Source organism: Achromobacter sp. JD417, from assembly GCF_041879325.1.
Classification (GTDB): domain Bacteria; phylum Pseudomonadota; class Gammaproteobacteria; order Burkholderiales; family Burkholderiaceae_B; genus Achromobacter; species Achromobacter mucicolens.
Genome location: NZ_CP087159.1, coordinates 4,872,394 through 4,894,081, shown reverse-complemented (window position 1 = coordinate 4,894,081; position 21,688 = coordinate 4,872,394). Strand labels below are relative to the sequence as shown.

The following is a 21,688-nucleotide window of genomic DNA, read 5'->3' as shown; positions in this document are numbered from 1 at the left end:
GGTGTTAACTAAACAATGTAGGGGCGACTATATAACGAATAATCGGCGGGTTTGTGCCATCTACGGGTCAATCCCCGTTGGGACATACCCGAGGGTGTGCAGTGGGGACGGGTATCATCGGCATCCCTTTCATTGCCGACGTCTCCTGTACATGCCGCGCCCGTTCCGCCCCGTTGTCACCCGTCTGTTTGGCGCCGTCGCGCTGACGCTGGCCGGCATGGCGGCAGCGCCGCCACCGGCCCTGGCATCCGACATCGGCGCGGTCATCGAATCGATCCGCCTGTCTCGCTATCCGCTGCGCGAACCCGAGCGCCGGGTCTGGGGTACCGAGAACGTCAAGGACGTGGTGCTTGTCGGGCAGATGGAGAACCGCCTGTACCTGTACCGCTATGTGCGCGAGGGGGGCAAGGACTTCCGGCTGGATTTCCGGTCGCAGCCGCTGGTGATCGACCCCGAAGGCTGGACGGCCTCGCGTGAGGAGAACGTGCAGGTCAGGTCGCCGCGCGCAGACGAAGCCTTTTATTGGGTCGGCCTGGCCGATCACCGCGCCCCGGCCGGCAAGGCCACAGGGTTTCTGGTGGACGGCAAGGGCGAGGCTGCATCCGTGAATGCGGACGTGCAGCTTGCCGTGGTCACGAGCGGCCGGCCGTGGGATGAGGCGCGCCGGGCGCAGGCCATGACGACGCTGCAGGCGGTGCTGCGCGAGTATCCCTCGCGGCTGGACGCGTTTCCCGCGCAGGTGCGCTTCGAGCACCAGACGGCGCCGGATGTGACGGCCACGTTCCGAACCCTGCATCAGGTGGCGCGCGCCATTCCGCGTGCCAAGACGGCCGAGTTCCAGCGGGCGCTGGCCGATCTGCGCCGTTTTGTGATGGCGCAGGATTATCGCGAGATCGATCCGGCCGGCAAGGACGCCGAGATGACGACCGCCTTGAACGACTACGGCTTCTGGCTGGCCGAGTCGGGCGACACGGCGCAGGCGGACCGCATCCTGACCGACGTGCTGCGGCGCGATCCGTCGCGCACCGCCGCCTACCTGAACCGCGCCGACGCCCGCTGGAAGCAGCGCGAGACGTCGCGTGAGGAGCGCGCCTACTACGAGGCGCTGGCGCGCGAAGACTACCGGCTGTATTGCACGCGGCGCCTTGCGGCCAAGGAAGCCATTCCCGGCAACGTTGCCGCCCGCATCGGCGCCGCGCTGGGATCCCCGGCGCTTGATGCGACGGCCTGCCGTCCGCGCCTGGCGATCTTTCAGGGGATCCAGGCCGGTGATGTGAACGCGGTGCGCGCCGAGCTTGCCGGCGGTCAGGATCCGAACGGCGTGAACGAATACGGCAGGTCCGCGCTGGCCGTGGCCGTGACGCGCAAACAGCTCGAGATGGTGCGCGCGTTGCTGGATGCGGGCGCGAAGGCGGATGGCCCTGACAACGGGTTCTCGCTGGTGGCCAGCGCATTGCCCGACGCCAAGGACACCCGCCCGGCCGCAGAGCGCTACGCGCTGGCCGACATGCTGATTGCCGCGGGCGCGCCGGTGGATGCATTGGACTCCAACGGCACACCGCTGCTGATGCGCCGCATCGCTTACTACAGCGACAGCAAGGACAACCTGGTCTACCTGCTGGAAAAGGGCGCCAATCCGAACGCGCGCGAAAAGAATGGGCGCTCGCTGCTGCACGCGGCGCTGCAAACCCCGAAGAACTTCTGGTTCGCCGAAAAGCTGCTCGCGCGCGGGGCGGACATCAATGCCGCCTATATCCGCATGTATTACGGAAACAGTCCCATGTGGGAAACGCCGTTGCTCTCGGCGTTGCGTGAATTTCCGGGCGGCGACCTGACGCCGGTCGCGACCTATCCCGTCCCCGAGCGCGTGACGTTCGCGCTGGCGCACGGGGCCGATCCCGCGGTGGGCGGCTACGGCGCGACGAAAGAGAAGCCGGACCGCAATGGACTGGACGAGGGCCTGTCGCTGGCGGCCCGCTATCTTCAGCCGGGTCTGATCGATCAACTGATGCAGGCCGCGCGCCCGCCTCAGGCGCCGCTGTCCACGGAGCCGCTGTCCAGCCTGCTGTCGGTGTGGAACCGCGCGGAGCAACGCGCGGTGGCCGACGGCAACAGCGCGGCGTGGGACGGCCAGCGCGCGCGGCTGCGCGCCACCGCCGACCGCCTGGTGGCGGCGGGCGTGCCGCTTGCGGCCGCGGCGGACGCGGCGGTGCCGCTGCGCAACCGGATCGCGCCGCTCGGCCTGCCGTGGCTGCCCGACGATCTGTACGAGGCCTGGTTGAAGGCGGGGGCGGACCCCACGGACCGGAGCGATCCGGACCTGCGGCTGGAGGGCGTTGCCGCGCCGGACGCGCTGCCGCTCGTGACCATGCTGAGCCTGGGCAAGGACAACAAGGTGCGTTTGTTGCTGGAATACGGCGGCAGGCCCCGGACGCCGGCGCGTTGCGGCATGGCCGTGGCGGATGTGCTGGCCTGGCAGCTGGGCAATAGCGGTCCGGTGAGCCCGATGGGCGGACGCGCGGTCAAGCAGGTGCTCGACGCGGCCGCAGGCCCGGCGGGGTGCGACCTGAACCAGGCCGCGCGCGTGCAGCCCTTCGTTGGGGTGACGGCCGCGGAACTGGCGCGTCGCGCCGACGTGACTTTTACTGCGGCCGACCCGGCGCGCTGACCCACGCGGGCGCGCCGGCAGCGCCGCGCACCGCCGCCGTGTTCCCCACCACGCGCGGTCGTGGCTTTCATTTGAGCGCAGCAAAAAAAACAGGCGCCCGAGGGCGCCTGTTCTGCTTGCCTGAACGGCAGGCCGTCTTACATGGCGTGGCCCATGTTGACGTTCATGTTGTACAGCACCCAGGCCGAACCACCGACGATGATGAAGATGATCATCACGGTGAAGACAAACGTGGCCAGGTTGTCGCGGGACGACTTCGATGCGCCCATGTGCAGGAAGTACACCAGCTGGACCAGCAGCTGGAGTATGCACAGCGCCACCACGCCAATGATGGTGGCGGTGTGGGACAGCGCGCCGTGCATCACCAGGCCGAACGAGCCGAAGGTGAGCAGCAGCGAGAGCACGAAACCGATGATGTAGGACTTCAGGCTGCCGTGATCGGCGGCGTGATCGTCGTGGCCGTGTGCGGCCGCAGCGGAGTGCGACATCAGAGGGCTCCCAGGAGGTAGACAAAGGTGAAGACGCAGATCCAGACGATGTCCAGGAAGTGCCAGAACAGGCTCAGGCACGCCAGACGACGCTTGTTGATCGAGTCCAGGCCATGGCGGCGGATCATGTCGAGCATGACGATGATCCAGATCAGGCCAAAGGTCACGTGCAGGCCGTGCGTACCGATCAGCGTGAAGAACGCGGACAGGTAGGCGCTGCGGCCCGGACCGGCGCCGATGCTGATCAGGTGATGGAATTCATAGATTTCCATCGCAATGAAGCCCGCGCCGAACAGGAACGTGACCATCAACCAGCCCATGGCACGGCTCTTGTTGTTGGCGTGCACGTTCAGGTTGGCCATGCCGAAGGTGAAGCTGGACACCAGCAGCAACAGCGTTTCGACCAGGACGAAGTTCAGGTCGAACAGTTCCTTGCCGGACGGTCCGCCCGCGGTGGCGTTGGACAACACCGCGAACGTGGCGAACAGCACCGAAAAGATCAGCAAGTCGCTCATCAGATAGACCCAGAAACCGAAAACGGTCTTGGATCCATCGTCGTGATGCGCGTGATCGTCGTGACCCGCGTGGGGGTGAGTGGCTACGGCTTGAATCATGGCTCAGGCGGCCTTCTGCATTTTGTCAAAGTGAGCGTTTTCGATGCGTTCGACTTCCGCGGCCGGAACCCAGTAGTCGACGTCGCGGTCATAGGCGCGAACGATGAACGAACCGATCATGCCCACGAGGCCGGCGATCGACAGCCACCAGATGTGCCAGATCAGCGCAAAGCACATGACCAGGCCAAAGGCGCCAATCCAGACACCAGCGGCGGTGTTCTTCGGCATGTGGATGTCTTCGTACTTGGCCGGGCGCTTGTAGGCCTTGCCGCTTTGCTTGTCTTCCCAGAACTGGTCCAGTTCATCGACGTGAGGAACGTGGGCGAAGTTGTAGAAAGGCGCGGGCGACGAGATCGACCATTCCAGGGTGCGGCCATCCCAGGGATCGCCGGTGACGTCCTGGTTCTGCTTGCGCTGACGCACGGAGACGAACACTTGCTGCAGCAGGAAGAAGATGCCCAGCATGATCAGCGCGGCGCCAGCCAGCGCGACCAGCAGGTACGGCTGCCATTCGGGGTTGTCGTAGTGGTTCAGGCGGCGCGTCATGCCCTTGAAGCCCAGGATGTACAGGGGCATGAAGGCCAGGAAGAAACCGACGAACCAGCAGTAGAACGAGTAGCGGCCCAGACGTTCGTTCAGCGTGAAGCCAAACGCCTTCGGGAACCAGTAGATCATGCCGGCGATGCAGCCGAACACCACGCCACCGATGATGGTGTTGTGGAAGTGCGCGATCAGGAACAGGCTGTTGTGCAGCACGAACGACACGCCGGGGATGGCCAGCATCACGCCGGTCATGCCGCCGATGACGAAGACGATCATGAAGCCCAGCGTCCACAGCACCGGCGTCGTGATGCGCAGGCGGCCGCGGTAGATGGTGAACAGCCAGTTGAAGATCTTCGCCCCGGTCGGGATCGAGATGATCATTGTCGCTATGCCGAAGAAGGCATTGACGTTGGCGCCCGCACCCATGGTGAAGAAGTGGTGCAGCCAGACCAGGAACGACAGCACGCCGATGGCGGCCGTGGCGTAGACCATGGACTTGTAGCCGAACAGCGTCTTGCGGGCGAACGTGGCAACGATTTCCGAATACACGCCGAAAGCCGGGAGCACCAGGATGTAGACCTCGGGGTGGCCCCAGATCCAGATCAGATTCACGTACATCATGACGTTGCCGCCACCGTCGTTCGTGAAGAAGTGCGTGCCCAGGTAGCGGTCCATCGTCAGCAGCGCCAGCGTCGCGGCCAGCACGGGGAAGGCGGCGACGATCAGGACGTTGGTGACCAGCGAGGTCCACGTGAAGATCGGCATCTTCATCAGGGTCATGCCAGGCGCGCGCATGCGCAGGATGGTGACGATGAAGTTGATGCCGCTAAGCGTTGTTCCCAGACCGGAGATCTGCAGCGCCCAGAGGTAGTAATCCACCCCCACGCTTGGACTGTAGTCCAGCCCGGACAGCGGCGGATACGCGAGCCAGCCGGTCGCGGCGAATTCGCCCACGAACAGCGAGATCATCATCAGCGCGACGCCGGCGCCGAACAGCCAGAAGCTCAGCGAGTTCAGGAACGGGTACGCCACGTCGCGGGCGCCGATCTGCAGCGGCACGACGATGTTCATCAGCCCGGTGATGAAGGGCATCGCCATGAAGAAAATCATGATGACGCCGTGGGCGGTGAAGATCTGGTCGTAGTGGTGCGGGGGCAGGAAGCCGGCCGAGTCTGCTGACGCGACGGCAAGCTGCGTGCGCATCATGATGGCGTCGGCAAAGCCGCGCAGCAGCATGATGAGCGCAACGATGATGTACATCACACCGATGCGCTTGTGGTCGACGGTAGTGAGCCACTCCGTCCAGAGATACTTCCACTTCTTGAAGTAGGTGATGGCGCCGAAGACCGCTAGGCCTCCCAGGCACACGGCGGCCAGCGTAACCATGACGATAGGTTCATGGTACGGAATGGCCTCGAGGGTAAGTTTCCCGAGCATTGTTAGTTGATTCCTGCGATCAGATTATTCGACGTGGAGGTGCACGTGGCGGAGTCCACGCCGGCCATCTTGCTCATCGTGCTGCCCAGAATGAAATCAAACATGGCGGGCGGCGCCGACGAGTACTTCACGACCGGATTGCGCTCGCTGCGCTTGGTCAGTTCCGCGTAGACCTCGGGGGTCAGGGCGGTGGGAGAAGCCTTGGCTTCCTTGATCCAGTTGTCGAATCCTTCCTGCGACATGGCGTGGGCCTTGAAGCGCATGCCCGAGAAACCGCCGCCGCTGTAGTTGGCCGAAATGCCGGCGTAGGTGCCGATTTCGCGCGCATTCAGGTGCAGCTTGGTTTCCATGCCGGCCATCGAGTAGATCTGGCTGCCGAGCTGGGGGATGAAGAAGGAATTCATCACCGATGCCGACGTGATCCGGAAGTTGACCGGAACGTCCACGGGGAACGCGATCTCGTTGACCGTGGCGATGTCGTACTCGGGGTAGATGAACAGCCACTTCCAATCCAGGGAGACCACCTCGATGGTCACCGGCTTGTGTTCGGACACGAGCGGCTTGTAGGGATCCAGCGCGTGCGTGGAGCGCCAGGTGATCACGGCCAGGATCGCCACGATGATGCAAGGGACGGTCCAGACGACGGCTTCGATTGCCGTGGAGTGAGCCCACTTGGGCTGGTAGTCGGCTTTGGTGTTGGAAGCGCGGTACTTCCAAGCAAAAGCCACGATCATGATGAGGACGGGAATGACAACGATGAGCATGAGCCCGGTCGCCGTCAGCAGCAACGTCTTTTCCTGGATGCCGATATCTCCCTTGGGGGAGAGGATTTCCATGTTGCAGCCGCCAAGCAGCATGACCGCGCCGACGCCAAATATGCGCGTAAGGGTCGCAAGGAGGGGGTGTTTCACGTACAGCCTTGGATGGAAAGGTGGGAAATGCTGCAGAGCAGCAGACTGGAATGCTGCTAGGCAGCAACCTCCATCCTATCGGTTTGATTTTGGTCAAGCGTGCGACGAATGGTCGCATTGCCTGGGAGGAATCCGGCCCAAGGGCGTCGGATTCAGGGTTTTCCTAGGGGAGCGGACGCCCCGAGGGGAGGGGGTGGGGTGCGACGATATGTCGCACCTGCACACGGGGGTGTTGCAAAGATGTGTCGCCCCGCAGCATTCAATCCGCGAGAACTTCGCGTTCCGGCCCCGGTTTTTTTGCCAGCTTGCGCTGGAGCGAGCGCCGGTGCATGCCCAGGAGGCGCGCCGCGGCGGAAACGTTGCCGCCGGTCTCGTGCAGGGCCTGATGAATGTGCTCCCATTCTAGGCGGTGCAATGGGGTCATGGTCGTTTCGATCGTAACTGTTTCTGGCTTCACCAGACCCAGCGTGCGCAGGATCATGGGGGCCGTGGCCGGCTTGGGCAGGTAGTCGTCGGCGCCGCGCTTGATGGCTTCCACGGCGGTCGCCACGCTGGCGTAGCCCGTGACCAGCAGGATGCGCATGTCTTCGCGCAGCGCGCGCAGCGGCCGGATCAGGGTCAGGCCGGAGTCTTCGCCCAGGCGCAGGTCGACCAGGGCAAAGGCCGGACGGATTTCTTCGGCCACGCGCAGCGCCTCGGCGATGCCGGTGGCGGTGCGGGTTTCCAGACCGCGGCGCGACAGGCTGCGTTGCAGGGTGCGCACGTAGAGTTCGTCGTCGTCGATCAGCAGGCCAAGATCGTTTGCATTCATCACATTCAGGTCCCGGGGTTGCCGAGAGGTAAATAAAAGCGGATGCGGGTGCCGCCGCCTTCGGCCGCGGTCATGGTCATTTCACCGCCCAGCTGCTCCACCGTGGCATGCGAGAGGGCCAGGCCCACGCCCAGTCCTCCCGGCTTGCCGCTGTTGAACAGGCTGGTCGCCGGCAGCATGGCATGGTCGGGATCAAAACCCCGTCCGTAATCGCGGACTTCGCCACGCAGGGCGCCGTAGCCGTATTCCAGGTGCAGGTCCACGCGGGGCGCGTCGGCGGCCTCGCCCGCGTCGGCGGCGTTGTTCAGCAGCGCCTGCAAGAGGTGGGCGATGGCCGGATCGACGCGCAGGCTGGTGGGCAACGTGCCCGAGCGCTGCAGGTCGATGGTCGGGCGGATCAGGCGCCATTGCCCCACCACGCGAACCAGATCCACGGCGGTTGGGACCGCCAGATTGCGGATCCGTTCCCGGCACAGGGCCAGAAGCTGGCTCAGGGTGGTGACGTCTGCCCGCAGGTCTTCGTCGTCCTGGACTTCGGCGGCAATCTCGTCGGTCAGCAGCGTCATGGTGGCGAGCGGCGTGTTCAGCTCGTGCGCCATGGCGGCCGCGTGCGTGGCCAGGGCGACGATGCCCTCGTTGCGGGTGAAGCGTTCGCGCAGCCGGGCAAGCTCGCGCTCACGGGCGCGCATGTCGGCGGCCAGCCGGGTCGAAAACACCAGCACCACCACCACCGAAATCAGGAAATTGGCGCCCAGGCCCCACAGCAGCAGGCTATGGGGATCGACGTCGCCGCGCAGGGGCTGTCCGAAGATCGCGGCGGCGCCATAGCCCAGCACGCCGGCCAGCGCGGCCGCAAGCGCCCAGTTGCGCGGCAGCGCCAGCGCGGCCAGGGCGGTCAGGATCAGGAACATCGTCCCGAACGGGTTGCTGATGCCGCCGCTCCAGCCCACCATCCACGCCAATACGGCCATGTCGACGAACAGATGGCCGAAGGCGGTGGCGTGGGAGAGGTCGCGCGGGTGGCGCAGGCGCAGGCTGGCGTAGACGTTGAAACCGATCAACAGACCCACGCCCAGCCACAACGGTTCCAGCGGCAGATCCAGGCGCAGCAGGCTGCTGGCGAGCAGGATGGTGGCGGCCTGGCCCGCGATGGCGAGCCAGCGCAGGCTGCAAAGGGTACGCAGGAATGAAAAGGCGGAACTACCGGGCATATCCAGATACAGAGGCGCCGGCCAGCCTGCCGGCAGTTACGGGCGCCCGGCTGCGCGGAACGCTGGCATCCTGAGCGCGGCGGCGGTGGCCGGCTGCCGCCTGGCCGGGTGGGCACGGGCGGCGGATGTGCAGGCATTGTATGGCGAATCGGACCCGGACGCCGGGCCGCTCCGGGCGTTATGTGTCCCTGATATCACCGTTTTCAGTGGATGTCCGAGGTGCCGCTGTGGGCCATTGCGGGGGGCGGATAGTCTTCCTGGTCGGAGGCCATCTGCCCGTGCGCCTGGGCCTGCCGCAATTCCTGGTCGACCTGCGCGCGGTTTTCGGATGGGCCGGCGGGCATCGCGGGCGGGTAGGCTTCATCGCCGAAGGTGTACTGGCCATCGGCTTTGGCGCGGGCCAGCTCGGCGCTGACCTGGCTGGCGGACTTCGCGGTGGGGGCGGGGTAGGCGACGCGCCAGTCCCCATAGAGATCCCGCTTGTATTGCGTGGCGGGCGAGGGGGACTGCACTTGGGCTTGCGCCTGGGCGGCTCCGGCGGCCGCGAGGCCGGCGCAGAGCAGCAGGGTGGAGGTAAAGGTCTTCATGAAACGCTCCTGGCAATCAAAGCATGCGGCCGGTGCGGCCGCGCCGTCGTCCGCGATACGGCCGTCGGACGATTTCCTGGATGCGGGCAATGCTTGCGGGAGCCAGGTCGCGCGCTCCCGTCGCTTTCCTGATTCGACCGGGGGAGCGCGGCGGCGTTGCGCGAAACACGCATCGTCTGCGAAGAAGGTATTTCACGCTTGCAGCAGAAGTGTCAGCGCGCTTTCAGAGGGACGGGCTGCGATCGGCGGGGGATGATCGCAGGCCCGCGGCAAGGCGGCCCGGCTTGCCGCGCCGGCGCCGCGATGCAGGCGGGATCTCTATATATAGAGGTCAGTGGCCGTGGCCGCCGGCCGGCGCGGCAGTTGCGTTCAGCGGCCGCGCCACCGCGTCCACGGGAATGCGCCGCTGTTGCTTGGAGCCGTCTTCAACGATCAGCGTCAGCGCGACATGGTCGCCGGCCGCGATGGGCTTGGCCAGGTCGATCAGCATCACGTGGTAGCCGCCCGGTTTCAGTTCCACCGCCTTGCCGGCCGGCAGGTCGATGCCCGCCACCTGGCGCATCTTCATGACGTTGTCCTGCATGGCCATCTCGTGCACTTCCACGTGCTTGGCAGCCTGGGACTCCACGCCGACCAGCCGGCCGGATTCGGCGGCGGTCAGGCGCATGAACGCGCCGGTCGCGTGCTGGTTGGGCACCGTGGCGCGCACCCATGCGTCCTCCACGGTCAGTCCGGCGGTCTGAGCCAGCGCCATCGGGCCAAAGCCGGCCAGCGCCAATGCAAGCGCGGCGGCCACGGGTTTGATCGAGATCTTCTTCATGAGTGTTTCCTTGGGTATCGGGTCAGAGGACGGTGCGCAGGTCCTGCGCGCTGTCCTGGGCACTTTGTTCGTGGCGCAGCGCGATGCGCAGCTTGCCCTGGGCGTCGATGACATAAGTCAGCGCGGTGTGGTCCATGGTGTAGGAGGAGCCCGTGGGGACCTTCTGGAAGAACACCTTGAACGACTGGGCGGCGGCGCGGGTCTGTTCGGCCGTGCCGCGCAGGCCGATGAAGCCGGGATCGAAGGCCTGGGTGTACGCGCGCAGGATCTCGGGCGTGTCGCGCTCGGGGTCCACGGTGATGAACAGCACGCGCAGCTTGTCCGCGTCGGCGCCCAGCAGGGACTTGATCTCGACGGCGCGGGTCAGCGCGGTCGGGCAGACGTCCGGGCATTGCGTGAAGCCGAAGAACAGCATGATGGGGTGGCCCTGGTAATCGGCCAGCCGCCGCGTCTGGCCGTCGGTGTCCTGTAGCTGGAAGTCGCCGGTGGGCATGCCGGACAGATCCATGCCGTGCAGGTGCGGGGTGTCCTTGCCGCAGCCGGCCAGGGGCAGCAGGGCCAGGGTGGAAAGCAGCAGACGGCGCCGCGGATCGGGCGCGACGCCGCGCGGCGCGCCGGCGGACGCGCGGGTAAACAGCGAATTCATGGGTACCTCTGGATTGACGAGTCGGCCGCGCAGCCGGGGCGCGCGGCGGGGCAGTCCGTGCCCGTTGCGGATGCGCAAGGGGCACGGAAGATCCGGGACGGGGTCAGGCCAGCGGGGGTGGGGCGCGCGATCCGAGGGGTGGACCGTGGGCGGGCTGCGCGGGCAGCGCGCGATGGGCGGAGAAGGGCGGGGCGTGCCCGGCTGCCGTCAGCAGCAGCGGCACCATGGGCGGTGCGGTGGCGGGCGTGACGTGGACGAGCAGTCCGAAGGGACATTGGGCGCCCGTATTGGCGGTGTCGTGCCCGGCCTTGCCGCCTTCGGCCGGGAGCGCCAGGCTGATCGCCGACAGGTTGCCCGCCGCCGAGCAGAAGGTGACTTCCAGGCGGCCGTCATGCAGGGCGCGGGTGTCCGGCATATAACCGGCCGGCACCAGCGCGCGCAGCGCCAGGGCCAGCAGCGCCAGCCACAGCACGCCGTCGGCGCGCAGGGCGCGCAGCGTGCAAAGGAGGCGGGTCGGGTAAGACCGGGTCGCGTAAGACATGAGAGGCATTCTATGCCAAGCGGTCCCGATTTCTTGGTACCCTTGAACGCACTTCTTTCCGACACGCGACCCCGTGCCCCAGGTTTCAGAGCTTTCCTTGTCCGTTTCGAGCGTGTCCGTTCAGACCTTGTCCGTTTCGACCGTGTCCGCTTCGACCTTGCCCATTTCCAACTTGTCCAGCAGCGTACCGCCCGCCGGACGGGGGCGTGCCGGGCCCTATACGCGCTTATGGTTGGGCGCGTTGATGGCGGCATTACTTGTGCTGCTGACCGCGTGCGGCACGACCAAGGTCCAGCCTGGGTATTACCGGGTCCAGTCGGGCGACACCCTCTATCAGATTGCGCGTAAGGAAGGCACCACGGTCAGTAATCTGGTCCGGTGGAACAACCTGTCGAACTCCAATACGATCGAAGTCGGCCAGCTGCTGCGGGTCGAGCCGCCCGCCGGGCAGGCGCGCTCCTCGCCGCCCAGCAAGGCCAGCACCAAACCCAAACCCGCGCCGCGCGCCACCGCGTCGCCCGGCAAACGGCGCACGGCGCCGCCCGGCGCGATTTCGCTGGTCTGGCCCGCACAGGGCAAGGTCACGCGCGGCTACGACGGTTCGGGCTCGAACGGCATCGTCATCAGCAACGCCGCCGGCACGCCGGTCGTCTCGGCGGCCCCGGGCACCGTGGCCTATTCGGGCAGCGGCCTGCGCGGTTACGGGCATCTGGTGATCGTCAAGCACAACGCCAACTTCCTCAGCATCTACGCGCACAACAGCAAGCTGCTGGTCAAGGAAGGCCAGCGCGTGACGCAAGGACAGAAGATCGCCGAGATGGGCAACAGCGACAGCAAGCAGGTCGGGCTGTACTTCGAACTGCGCTACGACGGCCAGGCGGTCGACCCGGCGGGCTCCCTGCCGCCGAAGTAGCCGGCCTCTCCGCATTGCGGCAGATACCGTCTTGACCGTCAAGCGTTCAGGCGTAGTCGGACCGATACGGTGTCCGAGTTTTAAGCACGCCGAAGCATAGATGCACCAGCTTTCTCATGGCCGCGCCTAGCGCGGCCATTTTGCTCTTTCCAGCTGCTAAGAGCCGCGCGTAAAGCGCACCAACGTGTGGGTTGAAGCGCTTGCTGACGATAGCGGCCATGTAGAGGGTGGCACGTACCGTGCTGGGACCCGTTTTAGATAGCCGCGGCCGGCTGTTCAGACTGGTGCCGGACTGGCGTTGCACCGGCACCACCCCCAGGTAGGAGGCCAAGCCCTCGGCTGACTCGATAGGTCGGTTATGCATGATCGACAGGATCGAGTTCCCCGCTCGATCCCCGATGCCGGGGATGCTGGTCAGCAGTTCCCGATCCTCCTTCAGGTCCGGGTGGCGGTCGATGTGGTCATTGATCGCATGATCCAGGCGTTTGATCTCTTCGCGCAGGAACGCGATCGTTTTGGCGATGGATCCCTCGACCAGCACGGGTGGATCACTGAACTGCGTCTTCTCCTGGCGATTGAGTTCGCGCTGCAGATCCTTGGCCAGCGCGTCGCGCCGAGCCAACAAGGCCCGTAGTTGACGGGCATGCAGCGGCGCGGGGCGCCACAGCCCAGGCTTGAGCGCCTGACCGTAGCGGGCCAGCACGTAGCTATCGATCCCATCGGTCTTGGAGCGCACTGCCAGCGCACCGGCGAAGTCGCGCACCTGGGCAGGGTTGACCAACGAGACACTGACCGAAGCGTCATGTAGGGCCGTGGCAGCCTGCTCATGGTATTGCCCTGTGGGCTCGAGCACGGCATGCAACTGCGCCCGCTCGGCTCCCTGCTTGGCGCACCACTGCAGCAGCGTCTGCACGCCCGCTATCGAGTTGGGTACGACCTTGGTCTTGCGTTTGTTGGCATCGCTGCCAAGCAGCGCGCAATCCAGCTTCGCCTTAGAAACGTCAATTCCGAGAAAAAACATAAACCTAAGCTCCCTTGCCAATACCAAAGAAGCCCGCTGCGCCCACTTGCCTTGTACATACAGGGTCCAATGCCCTAGGCTACCGTCCAGTGTCCAGCCGGCTCAGAGGTGCGGAACCGAGGCGTAATCTGAACCACAAAGTCCAAGCTCTAGGTGTCTGAACACGCTCATCGGTCCGCTTGTAGCGATAGCTAATCACTACAGTGGCCAAGATACAAGGTGTCTGACTCCCTGGGGAGATGACCGTCAACTCGTGGCAGCTCCGCAGAGGGTGTCAGACACCGAGATCCACGAGCCCCCCGGATCTACGGCGCTTCCTGCGTCAGCGTCGAGATGAACGTGGCCGTGCGCGGATCCTGCGGTTGTGAGAACACCGTGCGGGAATCGCCGGCTTCGACCACCACGCCATCCAGCAGAAACACCACTTCCCGCGACACGCTGGCTGCCAGCCGCAAATCATGCGTGGCCATCAGCATCGTCATGCCTTCCGCGGCCAGCTGGCGCAGGACGTCCACGACTTCCGCCGCCAAACCCGGGTCCAGCGCCGACGTCGGCTCGTCGCAGAGCAGAACACGCGGCGCGGGCGCAAGCGCGCGGGCGATCGCCACGCGTTGTTGCTGGCCGCCGGACAGGTTTGCGGGCCACGCATCGGCCTTTTCCAGCATCCCTACCTTGCGCAGCAGTTCCTCAGCCCGCGCCCGCGCACGATCGGCAGGCCATTTCTGGACCGTCACCAACCCTTCCATCACATTGCCGATCACGGTCTGATGCGGAAAGAGCTGGAAGTTCTGGAACACCATGCCTGTCTGCATGCGCACGGCCTGGACCTGTTCACGCGTCAGCTTGCGGCCGGGTTCAAAGTCGACCGTTTCCGGTCCGATCTCCAGCCGCCCGCGATCCGGCACTTCCAGCAGGTTCACGCAGCGCAGCAGGGTGCTCTTGCCGCTACCGGATGGGCCGATCAGGGCGGTGACGCTGCCTTCGTCGATCTGCACATCCACCTGCTTGAGCACGGGATTGCCGCCGAAGGACTTTTCGATTTTTTCAAGCCGGATCATCGGGTCTTCTCGCTAAACATCGCGTGTTGGCCGAAGCGCCGCTCCAGCCGCACCTGCGCCGCGGACAGGACGGAGCTGAAGGCCAGATAGATCAGCGCGGCCTCGGTGTACAGGATCAGCGGCTCGTACGTGACCGCGGCGATGCGCTGGGCGGCCTGGAAAATCTCGGGCACGGTCAGCACGGCAGCGAGCGAGGTGTCCTTGACGAGCGCGATGAACGAATTGGACAGCGGCGGCACGGCCACGCGGGCCGCCTGCGGCAGGATGGTGCGGCGCAGGGCCTGGCCGCGCGTCATGCTGAGCGAATAGGCCGCTTCCCATTGACCTTTGGTGATCGATTCGATCGCGCCGCGGATCACCTCGGAGTTGTAGGCGCCGACGTTCAGCGTGAAGCCGATGAGCGCGGCGGGCAGCGGGTCCAGCACGATGCCCACGCTGGGCAGGCCATAGAAGATCACGAACAGCTGCACCAGCAGCGGCGTGCCGCGGATCAGCCAGACGTAAAAGCGCACCACGGCCACCAGCGGCGCGGGGCCGAACAGGCGGATGAGCGCCACCACGAACGCCAGCGCCAGGCCCAGCGCAAAGGACATCAGCGTGAGCGGCACCGTGAACACCAGCCCCGCGTGCAGCAGCGGCCAGAACGAATCCGCCATCAGCTGCACCCAGGCCGGCACCGACCATTCGCCTATTTTTGCCAGCAGCCAGTCCGGCAGGAAGGCGTGAAGCCAAGGGGGCAGCGTCATGGGCGCTCCAGAGGGTTACTGCGCGGACAGATCCGTGCCGAAGTATTTGACCGAGATGGTCTTGTACGTGCCGTCCGCCTTGATGTCGGCCAGCGCCTTGTTGATGGCGGCCTGCAGTTCAGGATTGTTCTTGCGGATCAGGACGCCCGAATTGCTGAACTCCGCCGTCTTGTCCGTGGCTGCGATCTTCACGCGGGCATTGGGCTTTTGCTTCTTGAAGTCCAGGAACGACAGGTTGTCGTTGACGGTGGCCTCGACGCGGCCGGAGGTCAAGAGATCGATGGCTTCGTTAAAGCCCTGCACTGCGACCACTTCCGCGCCGTGGCTCTGCGCCAGCTTGCCGAAATTGCTGGTCAGCGTGTTGGCGGACTTCTTGCCCTTCAGGTCCGCGAAGGACTTGATGCTGGTGTTGTCGTCGCGCACGATCAGCACGGCGGCCGACGAGATGTAGGGATCGGAGAAGTCGTACTTCGCGCGGCGCGCATCGGTGATGCCCACCTGGTTGATGACGGCGTCGTAGCGCTTGGCGTCCAGGCCGGCGATCAGGCCGTCCCACTTGCCTTCGATGAATTGCGCCTTCACGCCCAGGCGCTCGGCGATGGCGCGGCCGATGTCCACGTCAAAGCCGGTAAGCTTGCCGGATGCATCGTGGAAGGTGAACGGCGCGTAGGTGCCTTCGGTGCCAATCTTGAAGACGCCCGCGGATTTGATCTGGTCCAGTTCGGACTGGGCATGGGCGGCGGACAGGGCGGCGACCTGGACGAGGCCGGCGATGAAAAGCGTACGAAAGAGTTTCATGGCAATGCTCCACGGATGATCACTGTGGAGAGCATGTGGGCCTGCAATGCCCTCCGGCGTAGCGGCACTCTAACAACCGGCCTATTTTTCCACAAAGCATAAGGAATAGTAAAAATATAGCCGCAGGTCATATAGCGTTACCAGACGCCCGGCGCAGTCGGCCCGGGATCCTTCAGGCATTACCTTGATGGAGACGGATGTGCAACAGCAATGGAACAGGCGTGCGTTCATGATGGCGGCCGCGGGCGCGGCGGCGGCGGGATCGATGCCCGCGCAAGGCGCCGGCGGCGCGGCGGCGCTGCCGGGCGGCGGCAGCATCACCGACGTGGCGGGCTTGCGGGTCGGGCATTACACGGAAACGCGCCGGCCCACCGGCTGCACGGTCATCATTGCCGACGCGGGCGCGACGGGCGGCGTGGACGTGCGCGGCGCGGCGCCGGGCACGCGCGAGACCGACCTGCTCAATCCGATCAACATGGTCGACAAGGTGCACGCGATCGTGCTCACCGGCGGCAGCGCGTTCGGGCTGGATGCGGCCTCGGGCGTGATGCGCTATCTGGAAGAAAAGAAGATCGGCTTTGATGTGGGCGTGGCCTTCGTGCCCATCGTGCCGAGCGCGGTGCTGTTCGACCTGGGGGTGGGCGATGCGTCGGTGCGGCCCGATGCCGCCGCGGGTTATCAGGCCTGCCGGGCCGCCACCGCCGACGCACCCCAGGAAGGCAACGTGGGCGCGGGGGCGGGGGCGACCGTAGGCAAGCTATATGGTCCCCAGCGCGCCATGAAGGGCGGCATCGGCAGCGCGTCGCTGACGGTGGCGGGCGTGACGGTGGGGGCAATTGTCGCGGTCAACGCGGTGGGCGACGTGCTGGACCCGGCCACCGGGCGCATCCTGGCCGGCGCGCGCACGGCGGACGGCAGGACGCTGCACGACACCCGCGCGGCCATCCTGGCGGGCGATCTGCCCAAGTCCATGCGCGCCGGCGCGGCCACCACCATTGGCGCGGTGGCCACCGATGCGCGGCTCACCAAGGCCGAAGCCCAGAAGATCGCCGGCATGGCGCATGACGGCCTGGCTCGCACGATCAACCCCATCCACACCATGCTCGACGGCGACACGATCTTTGCGCTGGGCACGGGCGCGTCGGGCAAGACGGCCAATGTGATGCTGCTGGGCGTCATGGCGGCCGAAGCGATGGCGATCGCGGTGCAGCGCGCAGTCCTGGCCGCGCGCGCCATCGAAGGCTATCCGGCCGCGGTGGATTTCGTGGGGTGATGCCGCTGTCCCGCCGCTGTCATATAAGCGCGCCATGATGACAGGCGCCGGCATGCCGCCGGCGCGGGGGCGCACATGCAGGAAGGCGAACGACTCAATGGCGTGACGCATCTGGCCGGGCTGGCGCTGGCGGTGCTGGCATCCGGCGCACTGATCACGCGCGCGGCCGAGCTGCGGGTGGACACGCGCCAGATCATCAGCTGCGCGGTGTTCGCGGCGTCGATGATCGCGGTGTATGCGTCGTCTTCGCTGTTTCATTGCTCGCGAGGGCGCCGCAAGGAAATGTGGGCCAAGGCGGACCACTGCGCCATCTACCTGCTGATCGCGGGCACGTACACGCCGCTGGCGTTTGGCCCCGTGGACCATCGTTGGGGCGCCGCGATGGGCGTGGCGATCTGGCTGCTGGCTTTCGTGGGCATCAGCCGCGAACTCTGGTGGGCGCGCAACGCGCCGCCCGCCTTGCCGCTGTACCTGGCGATGGGCTGGCTGGGCGTGGCCTTTGCCGCCCCGATTGCAGGCGCGCTGTCGTCGGCGGGGCTGACGTGGCTGCTGGCAGGCGCCGCCATCTATACTTGCGGCACGCTGTTCTACGCCAACGACCAGCGCTGGCGGCATGCGCACGGCATCTGGCACCTCTTCGTCATGGCTGGCACGGCCTGCCATTTCGTGACGGTGTTCGGGTTTCTGGAGCACGCGCCGGTATAGCGCATTCCGGTTGCGGACGGCGGACGGAAGCGGCTATCGCCAAGCCGCCAGCGGCAGCATGCCTTCGCGGTTCTTCACCTTGCGCATGACGATGTGCGAGCACAGATCGCGCATGCCCGGGATCTTGCTGAGCTTGTCTTCGACAAAATTCGAAAACGCTGCCAGGTTGCGCGTGCGCACGGTCAGGATGTAGTTGGACGCGCCCGTGACGATGCAGGCTTCGGTGATCTCGTCGTGCAGCGCGATGCCCGCCATGAATTCCTCGTGCCAGCCGGCGCGCGACTGGTCCAGCGACACATGGACGATGGCCTCCAGCTCGAAGCCCAGTTTTTCGGCGTCCAGCACCGCGCGGTAGCCGCGGATGAGCCCGGCTTCTTCAAGCGCGCGCACGCGCCGCAGACAGGCGGACGGCGACAGCGCCACCTGTTCGGCCAGGTCCTGATTGCTGAGGTGTCCGTCCTCCTGCAGGCGGGCAAGTATGCGCTGGTCTATGGCGTCGATCTGCATGGCGCAATCCAGTTCGAAAAAATGATGGTGAATGCAATTTAATGCGGAAAACCAGGGTAAGTCACGACCGATTTTGCAATTTTTCGGACCGAGTGCGCTGATAGCATGTATCCCGAATCCAGTTGGAAGGAACGGAACATGAACACTCGCGAAGCCTGCGTCAACGCCGATCGCCAGGATCCCCTGGCCGGCGTGAAAGAACAATTCGATCTGCCGCCCGGCGTGCTCTACATGGACGGCAATTCCCTGGGCGTTCTGCCCAAGACCGCCGCCGCGCGCGCCGCGCAGGTCATCGCGGACGAATGGGGCAACGGCCTCATCCGCAGCTGGAACACGGCGGGGTGGTTCGACCTGCCGGCGCGCCTGGGCGACAAGCTGGGCCGCCTGCTGGGCGCGCGCGAGGGCGAACTGGTCGTCACCGACACCACGTCGCTCAACATCTTCAAGGCGCTGGCCGCCGCGCTGCGCATCCAGCAGCACAAACAACCCGCGCGCCGCGTCATCCTGTCCGAGCGCGACAACTTCCCCACCGATCTCTACATGATCCAGGGCATGATCGACCTGCTGCAGCAGGGCTACGAAATGCGCCTGATCGACGACGACCTGCCGCTGGACAAGGCGCTGGACGATTCCGTCGCCGTCATGCTGCTGTCCCACGTCAATTACCGCAGCGGCCAGATGCACGACATGGCCGCCGTGACGGCGAAGGCGCACGAGCGCGGCGCGCTAGCCATCTGGGACCTGGCGCATGCGGCCGGCGCGGTGCCCGTGGACCTAAACGGCGCCAACGCCGACTTCGCCGTGGGCTGCACGTACAAGTACCTGAACGGCGGCCCCGGTTCGCCCGCCTTCATCTGGGTTGCGCCGCGGCACACCAAGGATTTCTGGCAGCCGCTGTCCGGCTGGTGGGGACACAGCCGCCCCTTCGACATGGCCGTGGCCTATGAGCCCGCGGGCGGCATCCGCCGCTACCTGTGCGGCACGCAGCCGATCGTGTCGCTGTCGCTGGTCGAGTGCGGCCTGGACGTGGCGCACGCCGCCGGCATGGACGAAGTCCGCAAAAAGTCGCTGGCGCTGGGTGACCTTTTCATCGACCTCGTTGAATCGCGTTGCGCCGGCCACCCGCTGACGCTGGTGACGCCGCGCACGCACGCCGATCGCGGCAGCCACGTGAGCTTTCGCCATCCCAACGGCTTTGAAGTCATGCAGGCATTGATCGCGCGCGGCGTGATCGGCGATTACCGGGAGCCCGAGGTCCTGCGTTTTGGCCTGACGCCGCTGTATTTCGGCTACGCCGATGTGTGGGACGCGGTCGACATCCTGAAGGACGTGCTGGACAACCGGGAGTGGGACAAGCCCGAGTTCAAGCAGCGGTCTGCCGTGACCTGATCGCCGGAAATCAGGCCTCATCGCGCCGGCCCCGGGGGCCGTACATCCAACAAGAATGCGCAGTACAGGAGGAGACAATGCAACAACAGAAGGGGTTCGGCCAGATCGCCGAACGCGAACAGGGACTCAAGCGCCGGCTGACGTCCGGCCAGATGAGCATGATCGCCATTGGCGGGGCCATAGGAACAGGGCTGTTCCTGGGCAGCAAATTCGCCATCGGCTTTGCCGGTCCCAGCTTGCTCATCAGCTATGCCATCGGCGGCGTCATCACGCTGCTGCTCATGGCCTGCCTGGCGGAAATGACGGTCGCGCATTCCACGTCCGGCTCGTTCGGCGCTTACGCCGAGCACTACATCGGCCCGCTTGCGGGCTTTTTGGTGCGTTATGCGTACTGGTCCTGCGTGGTGCTGGCGGTGGGCACCGAGGTCACGGCGGTGGCCAAGTACATGGCCTTCTGGTTTCCCAGTGTGCCGGGATGGCAGTGGGTCTGCGTGTTCTCAGCGGCGCTCATCCTCATCAATGCCCTGAGCGTGAAGGCGTTCGGCACGATCGAATACTGGTTCTCGACCATCAAGATCAGCGCCATCGTGGGCTTCATCATCCTGGGCGCCTATGTGGTCTGGGGCGATCCGCAGTACGGCACCGCGAACTACACCGCGCATGGCGGGTTTTTTCCGAACGGCGTGTGGGGCATGTGGATCGCGGTCGTGATCTCGATCTTCAGCTATCTGAGCGTCGAGATGATCGCCGTGGCGGCCGGCGAAGCCGAAGACCCGGAACGTGCGGTCAAGCAGGCGTTTCGCGCCACCATCGTCCGGCTGGTCGTGTTCTATCTGCTGACGCTGGCGCTGATTCTGGCCATCGTGCCCTGGAATGAAGCCGGCAAGGACGGCAGCCCCTTCGTGAAGGTGATGCAGGTGCTGGATATTCCGGGGGCGGCGGGCGTCATCAATTTCATCGTGCTGGTGGCTGCGCTGTCGGCCATGAACAGCCAGCTCTACATCACTACGCGCATGATGTTCAGCCTGTCGCGGGCGGGCCACGCGCCATCGGCGATGGGCCGGCTGTCCCGCAACGGCACGCCGCTGAACGCGCTGCTGCTGTCCACCAGCGGCATCGCCATCGCCACGGTGCTGAACGTGCTGTATCCGGAAACGGCCTTCACGCTGATGATGGCGATCTCGATGTTCGGTGCGCTCTTTACCTGGATGATGATCTTTGTCACCCATTACTTCTTCCGCCGCCGCTGGGTGCGTGAGGGCGGCGCGAAGCTGTCATTCCGCATGCCGGGATTTCCGGTGCTGACGCTGCTGGGCGCGGGGGCGATGCTGGCGATTCTGGTGACCACGTACTTCACCAGTGTCTTCAAGCTGACGCTGGTGTTTGGCGTGCCGTTCCTTGTGCTGCTGGCCGCGGCGTACTACCTGCTGTTCAAGAAGCGTGGCGAAGCGGTGGTCATGAACGCGCGCCGGCAGCGTGCGTGATGCATTATCGGCGGCCGCGCTCAAGGGCGCGGCCGTTTGCCGTCAAGCGGCCGTTTTTCACCCATACGGCCTTTCACCAATACGGCCGTCGAAATGCTTCAAACGGCGGCGACTGCACGCGCTGTCTGGACGGCGTCCGGTTCCGGCGCGGGGGCGAAAACCCGCAGGCGGTGGCCGTCGGGATCCAGCGCCACAAAGGTGCGGCCAAAGTCCATGTCGGTAGGCGCCTGCAGGATGGGCAGGCCGCGCAGGCTCCAGTCCACATGACGCTGGTTGACCGCGTCGGCATCCGCCACGGTGAATGCCAGTTCGGACGCGCCGCCGCGTCCTGCCGCCGGGGGCGCCACGGTGTAGCGCGACCACAATCCCAGCATCAAACCGGAGTCGAGCGCAAACAGCGCGAAGGTGTCCGAGGATTCAACGGGCGGGCGCTGCAGCAGCGCGCTGTAGAAGGCGGCGCTGGCCTGCGGTTTTTCCACATACAGAATGACGAAATTGGTGTCTGACATGATGCGCT

At 65.6% G+C, this 21,688-nt stretch carries 22 protein-coding genes; 6 read left to right on the top strand and 16 right to left on the bottom strand.

Features of this window, described 5'->3' with window-relative positions:
• The first annotated feature begins 151 nt into the window (after positions 1 to 151).
• Complete coding sequence (locus LN047_RS22660; RefSeq protein ID WP_373980236.1) at positions 152 to 2,668, top strand: ankyrin repeat domain-containing protein; 2,517 nt, start codon at positions 152 to 154, stop codon at positions 2,666 to 2,668.
• A 137-nt stretch (positions 2,669 to 2,805) separates the two neighbouring features.
• On the opposite strand, the gene cyoD is transcribed toward LN047_RS22660, so the two are convergent.
• The 10 genes from cyoD to LN047_RS22610 all read right to left on the bottom strand — a co-directional run bounded on the left by cyoD (position 2,806) and on the right by LN047_RS22610 (position 11,277).
• On the bottom strand, positions 2,806 to 3,156 hold the full coding sequence (cyoD, locus tag LN047_RS22655; protein WP_056326358.1) for a cytochrome o ubiquinol oxidase subunit IV: 351 nt from the start codon (positions 3,154 to 3,156) through the stop codon (positions 2,806 to 2,808).
• Positions 3,156 to 3,770: a cytochrome o ubiquinol oxidase subunit III gene (cyoC, locus tag LN047_RS22650; protein WP_056326361.1), complete on the bottom strand. Its 615-nt coding sequence runs from the start codon at positions 3,768 to 3,770 to the stop codon at positions 3,156 to 3,158. The genes cyoD and cyoC overlap by 1 nt, the downstream gene beginning before the upstream one ends.
• A 3-nt stretch (positions 3,771 to 3,773) precedes the next feature.
• Entirely contained in the window at positions 3,774 to 5,750 is a 1,977-nt protein-coding gene (cyoB, locus tag LN047_RS22645; protein WP_056326363.1) for a cytochrome o ubiquinol oxidase subunit I, read from the bottom strand.
• Positions 5,751 to 5,752: 2 nt separating this feature from the next.
• Positions 5,753 to 6,661: a ubiquinol oxidase subunit II gene (cyoA, locus tag LN047_RS22640; RefSeq protein WP_056326366.1), complete on the bottom strand. Its 909-nt coding sequence runs from the start codon at positions 6,659 to 6,661 to the stop codon at positions 5,753 to 5,755.
• 259 nt (positions 6,662 to 6,920) lie between these two features.
• Entirely contained in the window at positions 6,921 to 7,472 is a 552-nt protein-coding gene (locus LN047_RS22635; protein ID WP_062839675.1) for a response regulator transcription factor, read from the bottom strand.
• A 5-nt stretch (positions 7,473 to 7,477) separates the two neighbouring features.
• The gene (locus tag LN047_RS22630) at positions 7,478 to 8,683 is read right to left on the bottom strand and encodes a HAMP domain-containing histidine kinase (RefSeq protein ID WP_056326371.1); all 1,206 of its coding nucleotides are present in this window, start codon (positions 8,681 to 8,683) and stop codon (positions 7,478 to 7,480) included.
• 203 nt (positions 8,684 to 8,886) lie between these two features.
• Entirely contained in the window at positions 8,887 to 9,270 is a 384-nt protein-coding gene (locus LN047_RS22625; protein ID WP_373980235.1) for a DUF4148 domain-containing protein, read from the bottom strand.
• Between the two features lie 331 nt (positions 9,271 to 9,601).
• Entirely contained in the window at positions 9,602 to 10,090 is a 489-nt protein-coding gene (locus LN047_RS22620; RefSeq protein WP_373980234.1) for a copper chaperone PCu(A)C, read from the bottom strand.
• Positions 10,091 to 10,112: 22 nt separating this feature from the next.
• Entirely contained in the window at positions 10,113 to 10,736 is a 624-nt protein-coding gene (locus tag LN047_RS22615; RefSeq protein ID WP_373980233.1) for an SCO family protein, read from the bottom strand.
• 103 nt (positions 10,737 to 10,839) lie between these two features.
• Positions 10,840 to 11,277, bottom strand: coding sequence for a DUF2946 family protein (locus LN047_RS22610; RefSeq protein WP_152382367.1), 438 nt, complete (start codon positions 11,275 to 11,277; stop codon positions 10,840 to 10,842).
• A 163-nt stretch (positions 11,278 to 11,440) separates the two neighbouring features.
• Between LN047_RS22610 and LN047_RS22605 the strand changes: the two genes are divergently transcribed.
• Positions 11,441 to 12,190, top strand: a complete 750-nt coding sequence (locus LN047_RS22605; protein WP_373982174.1) for a peptidoglycan DD-metalloendopeptidase family protein — start codon at positions 11,441 to 11,443, stop codon at positions 12,188 to 12,190.
• A gap of 46 nt (positions 12,191 to 12,236) precedes the next feature.
• On the opposite strand, the gene LN047_RS22600 is transcribed toward LN047_RS22605, so the two are convergent.
• The 4 genes from LN047_RS22600 to LN047_RS22585 form a co-directional block, all read right to left on the bottom strand.
• Entirely contained in the window at positions 12,237 to 13,211 is a 975-nt protein-coding gene (locus LN047_RS22600) for an IS110 family transposase (protein WP_373980232.1), read from the bottom strand.
• Between the two features lie 305 nt (positions 13,212 to 13,516).
• A complete protein-coding gene (locus tag LN047_RS22595; RefSeq protein ID WP_062838685.1) occupies positions 13,517 to 14,269 on the bottom strand; it encodes an amino acid ABC transporter ATP-binding protein in 753 nt (250 codons plus the stop codon).
• A complete protein-coding gene (locus LN047_RS22590) occupies positions 14,266 to 14,946 on the bottom strand; it encodes an ABC transporter permease subunit (RefSeq protein ID WP_056327000.1) in 681 nt (226 codons plus the stop codon). The genes LN047_RS22595 and LN047_RS22590 overlap by 4 nt, the downstream gene beginning before the upstream one ends.
• Before the next feature lie 84 nt (positions 14,947 to 15,030).
• Positions 15,031 to 15,813: an amino acid ABC transporter substrate-binding protein gene (locus LN047_RS22585; protein ID WP_063952100.1), complete on the bottom strand. Its 783-nt coding sequence runs from the start codon at positions 15,811 to 15,813 to the stop codon at positions 15,031 to 15,033.
• A gap of 187 nt (positions 15,814 to 16,000) precedes the next feature.
• On the opposite strand from LN047_RS22585, the gene LN047_RS22580 reads away from it, so the two are divergent.
• Both LN047_RS22580 and LN047_RS22575 read left to right on the top strand, forming a co-directional pair.
• Complete coding sequence (locus LN047_RS22580) at positions 16,001 to 17,086, top strand: P1 family peptidase (protein ID WP_196589452.1); 1,086 nt, start codon at positions 16,001 to 16,003, stop codon at positions 17,084 to 17,086.
• 75 nt (positions 17,087 to 17,161) lie between these two features.
• A complete protein-coding gene (locus tag LN047_RS22575) occupies positions 17,162 to 17,791 on the top strand; it encodes a hemolysin III family protein (protein ID WP_062838687.1) in 630 nt (209 codons plus the stop codon).
• Between the two features lie 33 nt (positions 17,792 to 17,824).
• Here LN047_RS22575 and LN047_RS22570 read toward each other — a convergent pair whose 3' ends face one another.
• Positions 17,825 to 18,298, bottom strand: coding sequence for an Lrp/AsnC family transcriptional regulator (locus LN047_RS22570; protein WP_152382365.1), 474 nt, complete (start codon positions 18,296 to 18,298; stop codon positions 17,825 to 17,827).
• Positions 18,299 to 18,436: 138 nt separating this feature from the next.
• Here LN047_RS22570 and kynU point away from each other — a divergent pair, with 138 nt between their 5' ends.
• Together kynU and LN047_RS22560 are read left to right on the top strand one after the other, a co-directional pair.
• Positions 18,437 to 19,687: a kynureninase gene (kynU, locus tag LN047_RS22565; protein WP_056326391.1), complete on the top strand. Its 1,251-nt coding sequence runs from the start codon at positions 18,437 to 18,439 to the stop codon at positions 19,685 to 19,687.
• Positions 19,688 to 19,764: 77 nt separating this feature from the next.
• Entirely contained in the window at positions 19,765 to 21,171 is a 1,407-nt protein-coding gene (locus LN047_RS22560; RefSeq protein WP_373980231.1) for an amino acid permease, read from the top strand.
• A gap of 98 nt (positions 21,172 to 21,269) precedes the next feature.
• Here the strand turns inward: LN047_RS22560 and LN047_RS22555 are convergent, their stop codons facing one another.
• Positions 21,270 to 21,680 carry a VOC family protein gene (locus LN047_RS22555; RefSeq protein ID WP_373980230.1) on the bottom strand — a complete coding sequence of 137 codons (411 nt, stop codon included), beginning with the start codon at positions 21,678 to 21,680 and terminating at the stop codon, positions 21,270 to 21,272.
• Between the last annotated feature and the right edge of the window lie 8 nt (positions 21,681 to 21,688).